The organism is Streptomyces sp. SLBN-31, from assembly GCF_006715395.1.
In the GTDB taxonomy this organism is placed as follows: domain Bacteria; phylum Actinomycetota; class Actinomycetes; order Streptomycetales; family Streptomycetaceae; genus Streptomyces.
On sequence record NZ_VFNC01000002.1, the window covers coordinates 324,435 to 338,669 of the forward strand.

Annotated in this window: 13 protein-coding genes and 1 pseudogene; 6 read left to right on the forward strand and 8 right to left on the reverse strand. The window is 70.7% G+C overall.

Features of this window, described 5'->3' with window-relative positions; translation table 11 throughout:
* Window positions 1–71: 71 nt before the first annotated feature.
* Complete coding sequence (locus tag FBY22_RS21330; protein WP_142148308.1) at window positions 72–1,583, reverse strand: carotenoid oxygenase family protein; 1,512 nt, start codon at window positions 1,581–1,583, stop codon at window positions 72–74.
* 305 nt (window positions 1,584–1,888) lie between these two features.
* Here FBY22_RS21330 and FBY22_RS21335 point away from each other — a divergent pair, with 305 nt between their 5' ends.
* The 3 genes from FBY22_RS21335 to FBY22_RS21345 all read left to right on the forward strand — a co-directional run bounded on the left by FBY22_RS21335 (window position 1,889) and on the right by FBY22_RS21345 (window position 5,111).
* Window positions 1,889–2,563, forward strand: coding sequence for a hypothetical protein (locus FBY22_RS21335; protein ID WP_142148310.1), 675 nt, complete (start codon window positions 1,889–1,891; stop codon window positions 2,561–2,563).
* Between the two features lie 164 nt (window positions 2,564–2,727).
* Window positions 2,728–4,320 (forward strand): serine/threonine protein kinase, encoded by a 1,593-nt coding sequence (locus tag FBY22_RS21340; protein WP_260845047.1) that lies wholly within the window; start codon window positions 2,728–2,730, stop codon window positions 4,318–4,320.
* Window positions 4,317–5,111: a hypothetical protein gene (locus FBY22_RS21345; protein WP_260845048.1), complete on the forward strand. Its 795-nt coding sequence runs from the start codon at window positions 4,317–4,319 to the stop codon at window positions 5,109–5,111. Before FBY22_RS21340 ends, FBY22_RS21345 begins: the two co-directional genes overlap by 4 nt.
* 22 nt (window positions 5,112–5,133) lie before the next feature.
* Here FBY22_RS21345 and FBY22_RS21350 read toward each other — a convergent pair.
* From FBY22_RS21350 to FBY22_RS21365, 4 genes and pseudogenes are all read right to left on the reverse strand, one after another.
* A pseudogene (locus FBY22_RS21350) lies at window positions 5,134–6,369 on the reverse strand (MFS transporter).
* 20 nt (window positions 6,370–6,389) lie between these two features.
* On the reverse strand, window positions 6,390–6,920 hold the full coding sequence (locus FBY22_RS21355) for a DinB family protein (RefSeq protein ID WP_142148317.1): 531 nt from the start codon (window positions 6,918–6,920) through the stop codon (window positions 6,390–6,392).
* The gene (locus FBY22_RS21360; RefSeq protein ID WP_313905475.1) at window positions 6,908–7,687 is read right to left on the reverse strand and encodes an FAD-dependent oxidoreductase; all 780 of its coding nucleotides are present in this window, start codon (window positions 7,685–7,687) and stop codon (window positions 6,908–6,910) included. The genes FBY22_RS21355 and FBY22_RS21360 overlap by 13 nt, the downstream gene beginning before the upstream one ends.
* On the reverse strand, window positions 7,672–8,340 hold the full coding sequence (locus tag FBY22_RS21365; protein WP_142148318.1) for an alcohol dehydrogenase catalytic domain-containing protein: 669 nt from the start codon (window positions 8,338–8,340) through the stop codon (window positions 7,672–7,674). Before FBY22_RS21365 ends, FBY22_RS21360 begins: the two co-directional genes overlap by 16 nt.
* Window positions 8,341–8,610: 270 nt before the next feature.
* Between FBY22_RS21365 and FBY22_RS21370 the strand changes: the two genes are divergently transcribed.
* Window positions 8,611–9,501: a LysR family transcriptional regulator gene (locus FBY22_RS21370; RefSeq protein ID WP_142148319.1), complete on the forward strand. Its 891-nt coding sequence runs from the start codon at window positions 8,611–8,613 to the stop codon at window positions 9,499–9,501.
* A 140-nt stretch (window positions 9,502–9,641) separates the two neighbouring features.
* Window positions 9,642–10,340 (forward strand): GNAT family N-acetyltransferase, encoded by a 699-nt coding sequence (locus FBY22_RS21375; protein ID WP_142148320.1) that lies wholly within the window; start codon window positions 9,642–9,644, stop codon window positions 10,338–10,340.
* A 140-nt stretch (window positions 10,341–10,480) separates the two neighbouring features.
* Here FBY22_RS21375 and FBY22_RS21380 read toward each other — a convergent pair whose 3' ends face one another.
* The 3 genes from FBY22_RS21380 to FBY22_RS21390 form a co-directional block, all read right to left on the reverse strand.
* Window positions 10,481–11,152, reverse strand: coding sequence for a DUF4142 domain-containing protein (locus FBY22_RS21380; RefSeq protein WP_142152431.1), 672 nt, complete (start codon window positions 11,150–11,152; stop codon window positions 10,481–10,483).
* 365 nt (window positions 11,153–11,517) lie between these two features.
* Window positions 11,518–12,093: a restriction endonuclease gene (locus FBY22_RS21385; RefSeq protein ID WP_142148321.1), complete on the reverse strand. Its 576-nt coding sequence runs from the start codon at window positions 12,091–12,093 to the stop codon at window positions 11,518–11,520.
* Window positions 12,094–12,228: 135 nt separating this feature from the next.
* Window positions 12,229–12,972, reverse strand: coding sequence for a helix-turn-helix transcriptional regulator (locus FBY22_RS21390; protein ID WP_174267364.1), 744 nt, complete (start codon window positions 12,970–12,972; stop codon window positions 12,229–12,231).
* A 55-nt stretch (window positions 12,973–13,027) separates the two neighbouring features.
* On the opposite strand from FBY22_RS21390, the gene FBY22_RS21395 reads away from it, so the two are divergent.
* Window positions 13,028–14,209, forward strand: coding sequence for an MFS transporter (locus FBY22_RS21395; RefSeq protein WP_142148323.1), 1,182 nt, complete (start codon window positions 13,028–13,030; stop codon window positions 14,207–14,209).
* Window positions 14,210–14,235: the final 26 nt, after the last annotated feature.

Consider the following 14,235-nt stretch of genomic DNA (forward strand, 5'->3'; position numbering starts at 1 on the left):
GGCGCGGGCAAGGGCACGCACGGCCCCGCGGCGATCAGGATCGCCGCGGGGCCGAAGCGTCTCCCGAACCGCTAGGCGTCCGGGATCCAACTGCCGTGGAACCCCAGGGGTACCCGGCCGGGCAGGTGAACGCGGGCCAGTGGGTGGCCGCCGAAGTCCTTGGCGGAGAGGATCACCAGGTCGGTCGCACCGCGGTCGGGGGCGTTCACGTACGACAGGACGTAACCGTCGTCCTCGTCCCGCGCCCCAAGCCGCGGCACGAACACCGGCTCACTGGCCGCGGCGTCCGCGGGGAATCGGTGCACCTGCCCGCTGCCCCGCAACACGTCCTGTTTGATGAGGCAGTTGGTGAACTTCTCGTCCGGCGGTACGCCGTCGACGGTCTCGTAGGCGCGCCACATCTCGGCCGCGCTGGCCGTGTAGGCATAGCGGTGCCGACGCGATACCAGTGACTCGTTGATGCGGGGGAATTCCTGCGGACGGTCGTCCAGCCGACTGCTTCGGACCCGGCCCGCGCGCAGGTCGATCGTCCACCGGTCGAGCGTCGGGGCGCCGGTCGCGGACGGTCCGCCCATACCGCGGCCGGCGGCGTAGAACGGCGCGGGGAATCCGGTGTACTCCACCACGACCGTGCCCCCCTGGTCGTAGGCGTTGAGCGTGTGCGAGTAGTACACCGGGGCGATCTCGAACCAGCGCGTGGCGCCGCCCTTGCGCGGCAACAGCCCGATTCGCATGGGGTGTTCGTCGTTCCACACATACGGCACCTTCGCGCCCGCCTCCGCGGCGGCGGCGTCGAAGGTGATCGGCACGTCCACGATCACCACGTACTTCTCGGTGAGCGCGAAGTCGTGCATCATCGGCGCGTCCGCGACCGGAATCCGCGTGGTCCGCGCCACCCGGCCAGTGCGGTCGATCATGAGGTGCCGCACATGGTCCCAGGTGGGGTAGTACGTGATCGCGTGCAGCTCGTCGGCCGCCGCGTCGTACTTGGTGTGCGCGGTGAAGGCGCCCGGGAGGGTGGAGCGGAAGTCATAGGGGCGTACGGTGCCCAGCTCGCCGTCCAGCTCGTACGGCAGCGGCCCGCCCTCCTGCAGCGCCAGGATGCGGCCCTTGTACGGAATCACGTGCGTGTTACACGCGAAGTCGTCCGGCGGCACCCGGCCCGGGTACGTCTCCCCCAGTTTCGCCGTCACCTGCGAGGACCGCACCCAGCGGTTGCGGTACCACTCCGCGCGCCCGCCACGCAGCCGGACCCCGTGCACCATCCCGTCGCCGAGCATCCAGTGGTGGGCGCGGACGTCCTCCAGGCCCAGCACATTCGGGCCGTTGCGCAGGTACCGGCCGTCCAGGTCACGCGGAATGCGGCCGGTGACCTCCAGGTCGAAGGCGGTCAGCTCCTCGTTGACCGGCGCGAAGGCCCCTTCCAGGAAGGGGGTGGCGCCCACCGCGTCGCTACCGCCGCCCGAAGAACTCGCCTGCGCCACGGTCGAGAAGAAGCCGGGCCCCAGCCCGCTGCCGACCACGCTGCCCGCTGCCGCGACCGCGGCGCCCTTGAGAAGTCGCCGCCGTGTGTGACTCGCCATCGTGTTCCCCGTTCGTCATCCGTGCCGACTGCGCCGGCTCAACTCGCCGTGACGGGAGCAACACTCCTCCTGGGCTGTCCCCACGGGAGTCGGCCCAAGCCCCGAATCAGGGGTGGTGCTGGCGCCACCCCGGCCATCGGGGTCGACGGCGCGCTGGGCAAAGGGCTCAGTCACTGCGGTTGAGCGGGGTGTAGCTGTGTCACGACCCGGCAACGGCTCGGTGACCACAGCAACCGGCGATTGGCCGGAAATCGTTTGTGCCTGAGACAGTCACCCTCGACTGCCACTCACCAGACAGGATCGCCATGACAACCTCCACGAAGTCCGACCGGCACAGACCCGGCATCGTTCTCCGTACGGCCGTGATCAGCGCCTCCGCCGCGGTACTCGCGGTGGTCCTCACGGCCTGCAACGGAGACGGGACTTCGACGGCCTCCCCCGCCGACGGCAAGACCGCCACGGCAACGGCGGGCGGTGGCACGGGGGGCGGCTCCCCGACGACCGGGGCCAAGCCCGCGGCCAAGCCGAAGGGCACGGGCAGCGGCGCCACGTCCTCCGGGGCCCCCAAGCCCGCCTCCTCGGCGCCCGCGCCGGCCAAGCCGATCGCCTCCGGCACGGCCGCCGACGACGGCTGCGACCACAAGATGCCCATCTCGCCCGACGAGGTGGCCGTCTACCGCTACACCCCCGAGGGAGGTTCCCTGAGCCTCATCGTCAAGTACGGCAACTGGGGCTGCGCGCCCGCCGACTCCGACGGCGCGCCCTTCGAGACCGTGGGCAAGGAGACGTACATGCCCATGGACCAGGCGGCGTACATCACCGTCACCAACCCCATCGTGGAAAGCACCGAGAACCAGCACGTCGGCGTCCAGGAGTTCCTCGACTGGCTGGAGGCCCACCCCAACAGCGGTCTGGTGTTCAAGTACCACCTGGGCGCAGACGGGGCGATCGACCGGCTCGACGAGGAATTCACTCCCTGAGCGACCACATCGCGGCCGCACAGCACCCGGAAGGGAGACCGGCAGGGTGCTGTACCGCAACCGATGTGGCTGAAAAGGTGTCTCTCGCCGCATGACGCGGCGGCTATGGAGTTGGCCATGCACGACGGCAGGACGACCGGGGGGATGATGTGAATACATGGGTGGTGCCCGGATACACCGAGTCGCACGAACTCGGGTCGGGGGCGAGCGGACGCGTCGTGTCCGCCGTGCACGGGGACACCGGCGTTCCGGTCGCGGTGAAATACCTCAGCGAGTCCCTGCGCACGCGCCCGGGCTTCGTCCACGACTTCCGGGCTGAGGCACGCCTGCTCGGCGGCCTGGAGAGCCTCCACGTGACCGGCTTCTACGAGTACGTGGAAAGCCCGCACGGCGCCGCCATCGTGATGGAACTGGTGGACGGGGTCTCGCTGCGGACCCTCCTGAAACGGCAGGGCCCCCTCGAACCCGAGGCCGCGCTCGTCATCCTCAAGGGCTCGCTCCTCGGCCTGGCCGACGCGCACGGCATCGGCGTCGTCCACCGCGACTACAAGCCCGAGAACGTCCTGGTCGAGTCGGACGGATCGTCCAAGCTCGTCGACTTCGGGATCGCCGTGGACGCCGGGACCACCGCAGGCGTGGCCGGAACCCCGTCGTACATGGCCCCCGAGCAGTGGACCGGCGAACCGGCCTCCTGTGCCACGGACGTGTACGCGGCCACGGCCACCTTCTTCGAGTGCCTGACGGGGCACAAGCCGTACTCCGGCGACAACCTCGCCGAACTCGCCCTGCAGCACGTCGATGCACCCGTCCCCGTCGACGAGGTCCCCGCACCGGTACGCGAGCTGGTCCGCCGCGGTCTGGCCAAGGAACCACAGGAGCGGCCGGCACAGGCCGAGGCCTTCGTCAGGGAACTGGAGACGGCCGCCTGCGCCGCCTACGGCCCCGACTGGGAGGAACACGGCCGCGCCCGGCTCGCCGCCCTGGTGGCACTGCTGGCCATGCTGTTGCCGTCGGCCCGCGCCCCCCGGACCACCACGGACACCGCACGCACGGTCCTGAGCCAGGCACCGCACCGCGGGGTCCGGTCGTGGCTGCCCGGCCGGCCCGGAATGCTCGTGTCCGGCACCGCCGTTCTCCTGGGCATCCTCCTCACCTACGGCATCCATGTCGCCCCGGGAGCCGCCGCGCAGCGGTCCGCCCAGGCCCTGGCCACCACCAGTGCCCACACCGAATCCCCAGGCGACACCGCGCCACCCTCCCCGTCAGCCGACGCGTCACCCTCCCCCACCCTCTCCCCCTCGACCTCCGCGACCACCGACGCCACCGACCCCACGGCCTCCGCCACCTCCCCCTCCACCTCGGAATCGACGCCCGGCGAGACGACCCCGCCGGCGACACCGACGTCTTCCTCACCCACCTCGCCGGCCCCTGTCGCCGTCAAGAACGTCGCGGTGTCGGCCCTCCAGCAGACGGGCCCCTCGACCGCCACGGCGACCATCGACGTCACCACGGACGGGAGCGGGCCACTGACCATCTCCGTCTCCTGGTTCACCAGCAACCTCGGCGGCCCGCTCGGCTCCCCCGACGGCGCTTCGCAGGCCTTCGAGCGAAGCGGAGCCACCCACTACACGCTCACCGTCCAGCACACCTTCCAGAACGCCGGCTGCTACTGGGCGGTTCAGGCCACGACCGCCCCGGCAGCCGCATCCGGCAGCGCCTCCCAGCAGATCCTGACCAGACAGTGCGAATTGCGATGACTACTCACGACGACGTCACTCCCCCGCCCGCCGAGGAAGAAGAGGCGACCCGGAGGCTCGAACCCGCCGACGCGCAGGACGCCACTCTCCACCTCGACCCCACCGACACCCGGCCCTCGAGCGATGGTCCCGTCGGCAGCGGGACCTCAGGCGGTGGTCCCGTCGACGCGGACGACGACTACAGCGCGACCGTGCTGGCCAGTCACTGGATCCAGCGGCCCGAACTCGACAGCACGCTCGTCGAGGAGCCCTCGGTGCCGGCGCCCCCGTCGCCGCGCCCTGACCGCGTCGACGGCACGGTGCTGCGGTTCGGCCCGGGCGTGACCGCCGCCATCGAGCTCCGCCATCATCGGACACTCGCCACCGCGTCCCCGGCGCCGCCCTCGCCTCAGCCTCGTCGTCGGAGGCTGCGCAGGCACGCGCTGCCGACGCTGGTGGTGCTCGCCGTCCTCGCCTTGCTGCTCTGGCAGCGCTCGGCACCGTCCGTGCAGGTCAGCGAAGTTGCCGTCACCACACGGCCGACGGTTCTGGGATGCGACGGCACAGCGGACATCGTCGGCCTCGTGACCACCAACGGCCGTGCGGGCACGCTCTCCTATCGCTGGGTCCGCAGCGACGGCACCGCGTCCGGCGTGCTCCATGAGGTGATGGTCCGGGGCCAGAAGCACGCGCGCCTCCACCTGCGGTGGACCTACCGGGGCAAGGGCCACCGCACCGCACAGGCCGAACTGCGCATCCTCACCCCCACCCACCGGGAGAGCACCGCACGCTTCACCTACCACTGTGCCTGAACGGACAGCCGCGCGGGCCGGGTCACCGGTTGCTCGCGTCGGCGGCGATGGCGGGAAGGATGGCGAGGGCGAGGACGCCACCGGTGAGGGCGAGAACGGGATATCCGGCGGCGGCCACGACGACGCCGGAGCTCAGACCGCCGGTGGCGCCGGCGATGGCTATGGCGACGTCGACCGTGCCCTGGGTCTTTGCCCGGGTGGCCAGCGGTACGGCGTCGGTGATCATCGAGGTGCCGGAGACGAGGCCGAGGTTCCAGCCCAGCCCCAGCAGGGCGAGGGCCAGAGCGAGCACCGCGACGGAGTCCTCGGGCGCCGCGGCGGCCGTGATGCCGGCGGCAAGGAGGGTGAGACCGGACGCTACGGCGACCGTCTTGGAGCCGTGGCGGTCGACGAGCCGGCCGGTCAGCGGTGAGGGAAGGTACATCGCGCCGACGTGGATGGCGATGACGAGGCCGGACGCCGCGGTGCCGTGGCCGTGGTCGTGCATGTGCACGGGGGTCATCGTCATGATCGCGACCATGACGAGCTGGGTGAGGATCATCGTCAGCGAGCCCGGTATCAGCCCTGGTCCGCCAGTCCCCGCCGGGGAGGCTTCCGTCGGCTGACGCAGGTCGAGGCTGCGGGCGAGCAGCAGCGGGTCCGGGCGCAGTCACACGGTGAGGACGAGGGCGGCCAGCGCGTAGGCGACACCCGCGAGCAGGAACGGCCCGGCCAGGGCGGGGATGCCGAGATGGCGGGCCAGGCTGCCGGTGGGTGCGGCGAGGTTGGGGCCGACGACACCGCCGAGGGTGGTGGCGACCAGGACGGTGGAGACGGCGCGGGCGCGGTGGGCAGGGGCGGCGAGATCGGCTCCGGCATAGCGTGCCTGGAGGTTCGTGGCGGTTCCGGCGCCGTAGAGGAACAGGGCGATGAACAGCAGTACGGGGCTGTCGGCGACGGCGGCCGCGATGACGCCCGCGCTGCCGACGGCGCCGGTCAGGTATCCCGCGGCCAGTCCCGGTCTGCGGCCGCGGGCTTGCGAGATGCGGCCCACCGCGACGGCGGCGAGTGCCGATCCGGCGGTGAACAGGGCGCTGGGCAGGCCCGCGAGGTCGGTGGAGCCGAGCATGTCCTGCGCGAGCAAGGCTCCTACGGTGACGCCGGCCGCGAGCCCCGCTCCGCTGAGGATCTGGCTGCTGACCAGGACGGCGAGGACGCGGCGCTGAGCCTCGGGCCGAGGGGCTGTACCGGCGGCGGCGTCCGCGGCGATGCTTGTCACGGGTGGCTGTCTCCCTACGGCTACAGGACGTCGACGACGAGGTAGCCGTCGATACGGCGCAGGTGCTCGCTGTCGGGGTCGGGCGGGAGGGCGTGGCCGAGGCTGTCCGCGCGGACCTCGCTGATCCACTGGTCGTGCTGGTACTCGTGGTTGATCAGTACGGTCAGCAAGTGGGCGCCGACGATGGAGAGTTGGTCGGGGGCGCCGACTCGGCCGGCGGCGATGTCGCCGATGCGGGCGTGGACGCGTTCGGCGACGGTCTCGCGGAACTCGGTGAGCCGCTTGACGGTGGGCAGCGTGCCGCGGAACTTCTCCGGGTTCGCCGAGTCCATCAGGGCGTCCAGTTCCGGGTCGGGGCTGGGTTCGGCCGCGGTGAGGTTGCGGATCATGAAGTGGGCGACGTGGGCCTGGTGGCCCAGGTGCCAGCCGATGGCGCTGGAGTTCTCGTGCGGCCGCCAGGTCACCTCGTCAGGGGTGAGGTCCTTCCACAGGTCGTCGGTGTAGGCGCGGGCACGGTCATATTCGCGCAGCAAGGCGTCTATCTGGAGCATGGGTTCGTCTCTTTCGTGGTCAGGGCGGCGGTCACCGCTCGCTCGGCGGCGGCGAGGGCGCCTTCGATGTGCCCGGCGTACTGGGTGGCCGTCTCGGTGGCGGCCCAGTGCAGCCCGCCCTCCAGTGCGGGTTGCCGGTAGAGGGGGTGTCCGAACAGGAAGTAGTCGGTCAGGTGGTGGACGGTGGGCGGCGCGGTCCATGGCTCGCCGCTCCAATTCTGTATGTGCAGTGTCTCGGGTTGCGCTGCGGCAGGGCCGAACAGCCGGGTCAGCTGAGCGGTCACCGCCTGCTCGAAGTCGGGGCCGACGGCCTGGGCCGGAGCGAACCCGAACAGGGCGGCGGGTCGGCCGCCGGGCCCGGACATGTCGTGCAGTTCCCTCAGTGGGCCGGTTCTGCTGACCGCCGCCCCCGCGAGCCCCGCGTCCCGCCAGAAGGGTGCCGGGTAGCGGGCGACGACCTTGGCGACCGTCCCCATCCACACCGGCGTCGTCCGGGCGAGGCGGGCCAGTCCGGGTGACATCTGTGAGCCGAAGTCGATGCGGGCGAGGGCCAGTGCGGGCGGTACGGCCACGACGACGTCCTCGGCGCACAGCACCGAGGACGGCGTACGGACCTCGAGTCCGCCGGCGGTGCGGCGGCTGATCGCGGTGACGGGAGCGTCCGGTCGTACGACGTCGGCGGGGAGATCGGCGGCGAGCGCGCGGGCGAGGGCGTCGGCTCCGGGTGCGAAGCGGTGGGCGGGGGTGTCGATCAGGTTGCCGGGCAGCCGTCCGCCAGAGGCTTGCTGCTGGAGGCTGTCGACAGGATCAGCCGTGCCCCACCCAGCCCTGCCAGCGCGGCTCCCGGGCTCTCACGCTCGGTGTCGAGGTAGTGCCGCGCGCCCAGCCCGTCGGCGAGCTTCCGCTTCTGCTCGCCCCGGCCGATCGCCACCGTCTCGAAGCCCATGGCCGCGGCGAACTGCACCGCGAGGTGCCCCAGACCGCCGATCCCGAGGACGGCGACCAGGTCACCCGGCCCGGCACCGGAATGCCGTAGGGCGTTGAAGGTGGTGACGCCCGCGCAGCCGAAGGGCGCGGCCTGCGCCGCGGACAGGCCCTCCGGGATCCGGGCGAGCGCGGCGGCGGGCACCGTCATGGTGCTGGACCAGCCGCCGGGACAGGACATGCCCGGGATCTTCCGCTGCGGGCAATGGACGACATCGCCGGTACGGCAGGCAGGGCAGTGTCCGCAGCTGCCGCCGAACCATCCGACGGCCACTCGCTCCCCGACCTCCCATCCCTGCACCTGAGGGCCCAGCTCGGCGATCACCCCGGCGACCTCGTGGCCCGGCGTGACCGGAAAACCGGTCGCCGGTGCGGGATTGCGGACGGTACCGATGTCGGCGCCGCAGATGCCGGTCGCCTCGACATCGATACGCACCTCCCCGGTCCCCGGTGCCCGCTCCCGCACAGGAACGACCCGCAAGACAGCCCCAGGCCCCGTGACTTGTGCGGCCCTGTGAACCTGATGAGCGTCTGGGGACACGAATTCCCTCCACTGAATTGGCCGGCGCACCGGAAAAAGGAAGCGGATATCCACGGAAATACCAGCGCGTGGTTCGTCTGAACGGTAGAGCCTCCCGGGCGGACCCGGTAGAGGATCTTGGTGAATGAGGGTATAAAGAGCGGCTATAGCCAGGAGGTGAGCGTCATGAACGTCGAGGGTCTGCGCTACGCCCGTGCCGTGTCCACCACGAAGTCGTTCAGCGCGGCCGCCCGAGCGTACGGCGTCACGCAGCCCGCCCTGTCCAACGGCATCGCGCGGCTGGAGAAGGAGCTCGGGGTGACACTGTTCGAGCGCTCACCACGCGGGGTCCGGCCGACCGCGGACGGCACCAGGATCCTGCCCATGATCGTCCAGGCCCTCGACGCCCTGGACGCGATCGTCGCCGAGGCCAGACGGCTGACCCATCCGGCACCGGACACGATCCGCATGGGTGTCTCCCCGTTGATCGGGGCCGATCTCGTCGCCCGGGCCTTCGACGCCGCCCGCCACCTGGACCGCCCCCGCGACCTGGTCCTGCGGGAGGCCGATCTCACACACCTTCGCAAGGACCTGCGGGCCGGACTCCTGGACATCCTCCTCGTGCCGGCCGTGCAGGCCATGCCCACCTTCCGCCGCCGCGTCATCGCCCGCGAACCGGTCGTCGTGATCGACCCGGCCGACTCCCGGACCCGGAGCGCGGTCGAGCTGCGGGCCGCGGCCGACGCCGCCTACATCCTCGTACCGGACAGCTGCGGACTGACCACCTTCACCACCGAACTCTTCCGCAGCCACGACCTGGCGCTGCGCACCTACCCCGGCGAGGCCTCCAACTACCGTGTGCTGGACGAGTGGGCGCGCATGGGCGTCGGCGCCGCGCTGCTGCCCCAGTCCAAGATCACACACGACCACGGCAGCTACCGTTCCCTCATCCAGGCCGGCACTCCCGTGGAGATCGCCTATGAAGCCGTCTGGGACAATGACACACCGCTCGCGGCCGACCTGGAGGACTTCGTCGCGGCACTCACGCGGCAAGCCGACGGGGACGTCAGTGATTGACAGAGATTATGGCTCCCCGGCCCCTGCTCCGTCATGGGACCGGTCCACCGGAATTCGCGCGGGCGATATGGTGTCTCTCCAAATCATTCCGGTAACCGCCCCGAGCGGTTGACAGTGCGGTCCGAGAGAGGCACAGCGAGATGAGGAGCGAGGACGTCGCCGTACTCGACGATCCGGTGGGCGAGTCCTTGCGGGGCCACCACGCTGCCCTCGGCCGTCGAATCGGCCGGGCCGACACCTACGTGCCAGGAGTCGCGACCTTCTCCGCGGTGCCCACTGTCCCGGATGCGACGGACTGGGCCGACCTCGCCCGGCTCCTCGGCCGAAACGGGTTCGCCGACATGTTCAGCTCCCAGGCCACCCCGCCACCGGACTGGGAGCCGGCCTTCGCCCTGGACGGCCGACAGATGATCTGGTCCGGTGACCACCCGGCCCAGCCCCGAGCCGCGAGCGCCGACGTGATCGAGCTGACCGCGACCGACGTGCCCGAGATGCTCGACCTCGCCGGGCGAACGCAGCCCGGCCCGTTCTGGCCGCGCACCCGCGAACTCGGCACCTACCTCGGCATCCGCACGGGCGGCAGGCTGGTGGCCATGGCGGGCGAACGGCTCCGCCCTCCGGGATGGACCGAGATCAGTGCCGTGTGCACGGCACCCGAGGCGCGAGGGCGCGGCCACGCCGCCCGCCTGGTGAGCGCACTCATGGCGGGCATCCTCGCCCGCGGGGAACGTCCCTTCCTCCACGTCGCCGAGACGAACACTGCCGCGATCGCACTCTACGAACTCCTCGGCCTCGAAAGCCGCACGCGCGTGACCTTTCGGGGATTCCGGACGCCTTGAGCCGTGAAGGCACGAAGCACCTCTCCGGGACGGCGATGGGTTGCGGCCCGGAGAGGTGCCGTTCAGCGAGGCGGCCCTGCTGGGCACCGGCACGACGGCCTGGCGGGCATGGGTGTCCCGACCCGCGACCTCACCTCACCTCACCTCACCGAGGGACTCCGAGAGGCCGTGCTGTGAGCGGGCGGGGTGAGGACGACCTGCGGCTGACCCGCAACCGGGGGCGGCGGGGTCTGGGGTGCGGTGGTCTCCAGGGACAGGACCTGGTCGAAGTCGACCACGCCGGTCTTCTCCGCGACCGAGATGTGATCCATAACCGTCTGGTTCGCCAGGTCGGCCAGGGCACGGACCAGCGAATTCCTCGTGGTGGTGCGAACGCTCGCGATCGTGGCGAGCATCTGGCCGTTGGTCGCGCGCAGGATCGTGGCCATGTCGGTGTCGAACTGCTTGCCGCTGTCCCCGTTCAGCCGGGTCACGAAGCTCTGCTGCTGCGGCGACGGCTGGTTGGGCAGGGTGATGTTCAACTGAACGGCGGCCTTGCGGTCGGCCGCGTCCAACGTGGCGTCCCCGTCGATCACATGCGCACCGGCCGTCCTGACCGTCTTCGTCGTGCCCTTCTTCAGCGCCAGCTGACCGACGGGGTACTCCCACAGGCCGGCCGCGCGTACCTTGATGACGAAATCCCGGTCGGCTTGGGTCAGCGGCCCGGTCGACGGGTGCGCGATGACCAGTTCCGGTTCGCCGCTGACCCTCTGGACTCCGAGCATGCTGGGGTAGAGCAGCGACCCCAGGGTGGTGACGAGCGCACCACCCACGAACAGGGTTCCCGCCGCTTTCCGTGAAACGAGCACCGTCTCTCCTGCTTCCGATTCGGAACCCGCACGCCCAGGGATACGGATGCCGAGACCCAGAAAACCTTTTGGGCTCGTAATGAGTTCGTCAAGCCGATGAGTCTGTCCGCCCCATGGGCTCGGCCCGGCTCTGCGCGGGCGCCGTGAGCGACCCAACTACCGACGAAAAAAGGGCCGTTGGTCCCTCTCGGCAGAGCCCCGCAGGGACTGTTCGGCCCTATCGGGACCGGGGGTCCCAGCCTCGATCATGGTGGCGACGGCCGGGAAGGGCCGGGACCAGACCCGCACTTCTGGCGCTTCCCGGCTCGTCGGCGTACATGTCGATCGCTTCAGCGGTCCGGCCGTAGCTTGTGATGGGTTCCCGCCCGACTGATGTCCAGTTCGAGCAGCTTGCTCAGTGGTGTTCCGCTGTGCCAGAAGCCGAGCAGGTCGACGTCGATCAACGTCAGCCGGTGGCGTGCCGCGAACGCACGAGCGTGCCGGGTGAACACGCAGGAGGCGACGAAGAGCGCGACATCCGCGCCGTGCTCACTGCGGGCGGTGCCGTTGAACTTCTGCAGGTCCGGGCTGCCGACCGTGCGGTGCTTGGCGTAGCGCTTGCACTGCACGACGAGTTTGCGGCCATCCGGCAGGAAACCGATCGCATCGGCGCCCAAGTCCGCGCGGCCGCCAACGCGTTGCACCCCAGTGCAGCCGTCCCGGCGGCACAGCTCCGCCACGTACTCCTCGAACTCGCGGTCCCCCATCGCCCACACCACATCCAAGGACCGGCGAGCCTGCGACCGCGCCTCCTGCGCCAGCCGCATCCGCTCCGCCCGCGACTCGCGCCGCCCCGCTCGCACCAGCCCCACCACGACCGTGACCAGCACAACGAGTCCTAATGCCAGCAGCGCAGTCGTTCCCATGACCAGTCCTCCCCCAGCCGATGACCTCGCATCAGTTCTTGCTCCCCGTCCGGCGGTCGCTTTACCCACGCGGTCGGCGCACCGAGCGGCAGACCAGTGGTCCTGGCGGCTCGTATGCCGCGGCCCGGTCCCGCGTCAGAGGGTGGGGCGGGCGCCCGGGGTGTGGCCGAAGGTGCGGCGGAAGACGTCGATGAAGGTGCTGGCGGAGGACCAGCCGCATCGGTGGGCGACGGTGGTGACGGGGGTGCCGTCGGCCAGGAGGACAAGGGCGTGGTGGAGCCTGATCTGGGTGCGCCATCGGGGGTAGGTGAGGCCGAGGTCGTCACGTAGGCGGCGGGAGAGGGTGCGGGCGCCGGCCCCGAGTTGGCGGCCGAGGTCGTCGAGGGATCGGTTGTCGGCCGGGGCGGCGCGCAGGACGTCGTGCAGTTTCCGGAGCAGAGGGTCCGTGGGGGTCGGCAGGTGCAGTGGCTGCTCGGCGGAGAGTGCGAGCTGGTCGAGCATGACGGCGCGCAGGCGGTGGCGGGGCGGGCTGTCGTCGTCGGGGTCGCGGGTGTAGGTGACGAGGAGTTCGCGCAGGAGGGGGCTGACGGCGAGGACTGCCGGTCTGTCGAGCCCGAGGGGGTTGTCGGCGGTGGGCAGACCGACGAGGTGGAGGTCCAGTTCGCCGTGGGCCTGGTATCGGTGGACGGTACCGGCCGGGATCCAGAGCGCGCGGGTGGCGGGGGCGACCCAGGAGCCGGCGTCGGTGGTCACCGCGATGGTGCCCCGGCTGGCATAGGCGATCTGATGGTCGTCGTGACGATGCGCGTCGATCTCGCCGCCGGAGGCAAGGCGTTGGGTCCGGGTCGGCGCAACAGGTTCGTGGCGGTTTTCCTGCATCATCTGTCAATTTATCGAAAGCGTGACAGCGGGTGCTCCTTCCAGCATGGGAGAGGTGAGAGCTAATACATCGATTTCCCTGCTGGCGGCGGGTCACGCCTGCGTCGACATCTACCAGGGCGCCGTCGCGGCGCTGATCCCGTTCTTCGTGGCCGAACGGGACTACGACTACGCGGTGGCCTCCGGCATCGTGCTGACCGCGTCCCTGTTGTCCTCGGTTGTCCAGCCGGTGTTCGGTGCGTTGACCGACCGATGGGCGATGCCGTGGCTGCTGCCGGTCAGCACTCTGCTGGGCGGCGTGGGCATCGCGCTGAGCGGTTTGAGCGGCTCCTACGGGCTCACCCTGTTCTTCGTCGCGATCTCCGGGATCGGCGTGGCCGCCTATCACCCCGAGTCCGCGCGCGTGGCCCGGCTGGCCAGTCGGGGCAGCCACAGTGCGATGGGTCGGTTCTCCCTCGGCGGCAACGTGGGCTTCGCCCTCGCCCCGCTCATGGTGTCGGCAGCGATCGGACACGGCTCTCTGCACTGGACACCCGTCCTGGTTCTGCCGGCGCTCGTCGGCGCCGCTCTGTACGTGCCCGTACTGCGGATACTCGCCCGGCCCCGGGCCGGCATCTCCAAGACGCTTGCGCCCAGGGGCGCCGATGACGTGGCCTCGTTCATGAAGCTGTCCCTGGCGGTCGTCTTCCGCTCCATCGTCTTCACCGGTCTGAGCACCTTCATCTCCCTCTACGCCCAGCAGCGCACGCAGGGCAGCACCACCGCGGGAACCATCGCCCTGTTCCTGCTGTTCGTGGGCGGCGCCGTCGGCTCGGTATCGGGCGGTTCCCTGGCCAACCGCTACGACCGAGTCCGCGTCTGCCGCTGGTCCTACCTGCTCTCCATCGCCGCCGTCGCCGGGGTGATCTACATACCGGGCCCGGCCATGTTTCTCTTCGTGGCCCTCACTTCCGCCGGCCTGTATGTGCCCTTCTCTCTCCAGGTCACCCTCGGCCAGGACTACTTGCCCTCCCGCACCGGCACCGCAAGCGGCGTCACCCTTGGTCTCACCGTCAGTATCGGCGGGCTCATCAGTCCCGTACTGGGCCACCTGGCCGACTCCACCACACTGAAGACGGCCCTCACCCCCCTGATCGCCATGCCCGCCGTGAGCTGGTTCCTCTTCCGCGCCCTGCCCGAACCCACCGCCCCCGAGCCCCCGGCCGACGCGCCCGCATCGGCACGGCAGGAGGCATGAACTACCGGGAATCCCAGGGGAGTAAC

Coding starts and splice junctions, on each gene's coding strand:
- FBY22_RS21345 (WP_260845048.1), top strand. CDS start 4,317: ATGACTACTCACGACGACGTCACTCCCCCGCCCGCCGAGGAAGAAGAG.
- FBY22_RS21375 (WP_142148320.1), top strand. CDS start 9,642: ATGAGGAGCGAGGACGTCGCCGTACTCGACGATCCGGTGGGCGAGTCC.
- FBY22_RS21330 (WP_142148308.1), bottom strand. CDS start 1,583: ATGGCGAGTCACACACGGCGGCGACTTCTCAAGGGCGCCGCGGTCGCG.
- FBY22_RS21390 (WP_174267364.1), bottom strand. CDS start 12,972: ATGCAGGAAAACCGCCACGAACCTGTTGCGCCGACCCGGACCCAACGC.
- FBY22_RS21355 (WP_142148317.1), bottom strand. CDS start 6,920: ATGCTCCAGATAGACGCCTTGCTGCGCGAATATGACCGTGCCCGCGCC.
- FBY22_RS21370 (WP_142148319.1), top strand. CDS start 8,611: ATGAACGTCGAGGGTCTGCGCTACGCCCGTGCCGTGTCCACCACGAAG.
- FBY22_RS21385 (WP_142148321.1), bottom strand. CDS start 12,093: ATGGGAACGACTGCGCTGCTGGCATTAGGACTCGTTGTGCTGGTCACG.
- FBY22_RS21335 (WP_142148310.1), top strand. CDS start 1,889: ATGACAACCTCCACGAAGTCCGACCGGCACAGACCCGGCATCGTTCTC.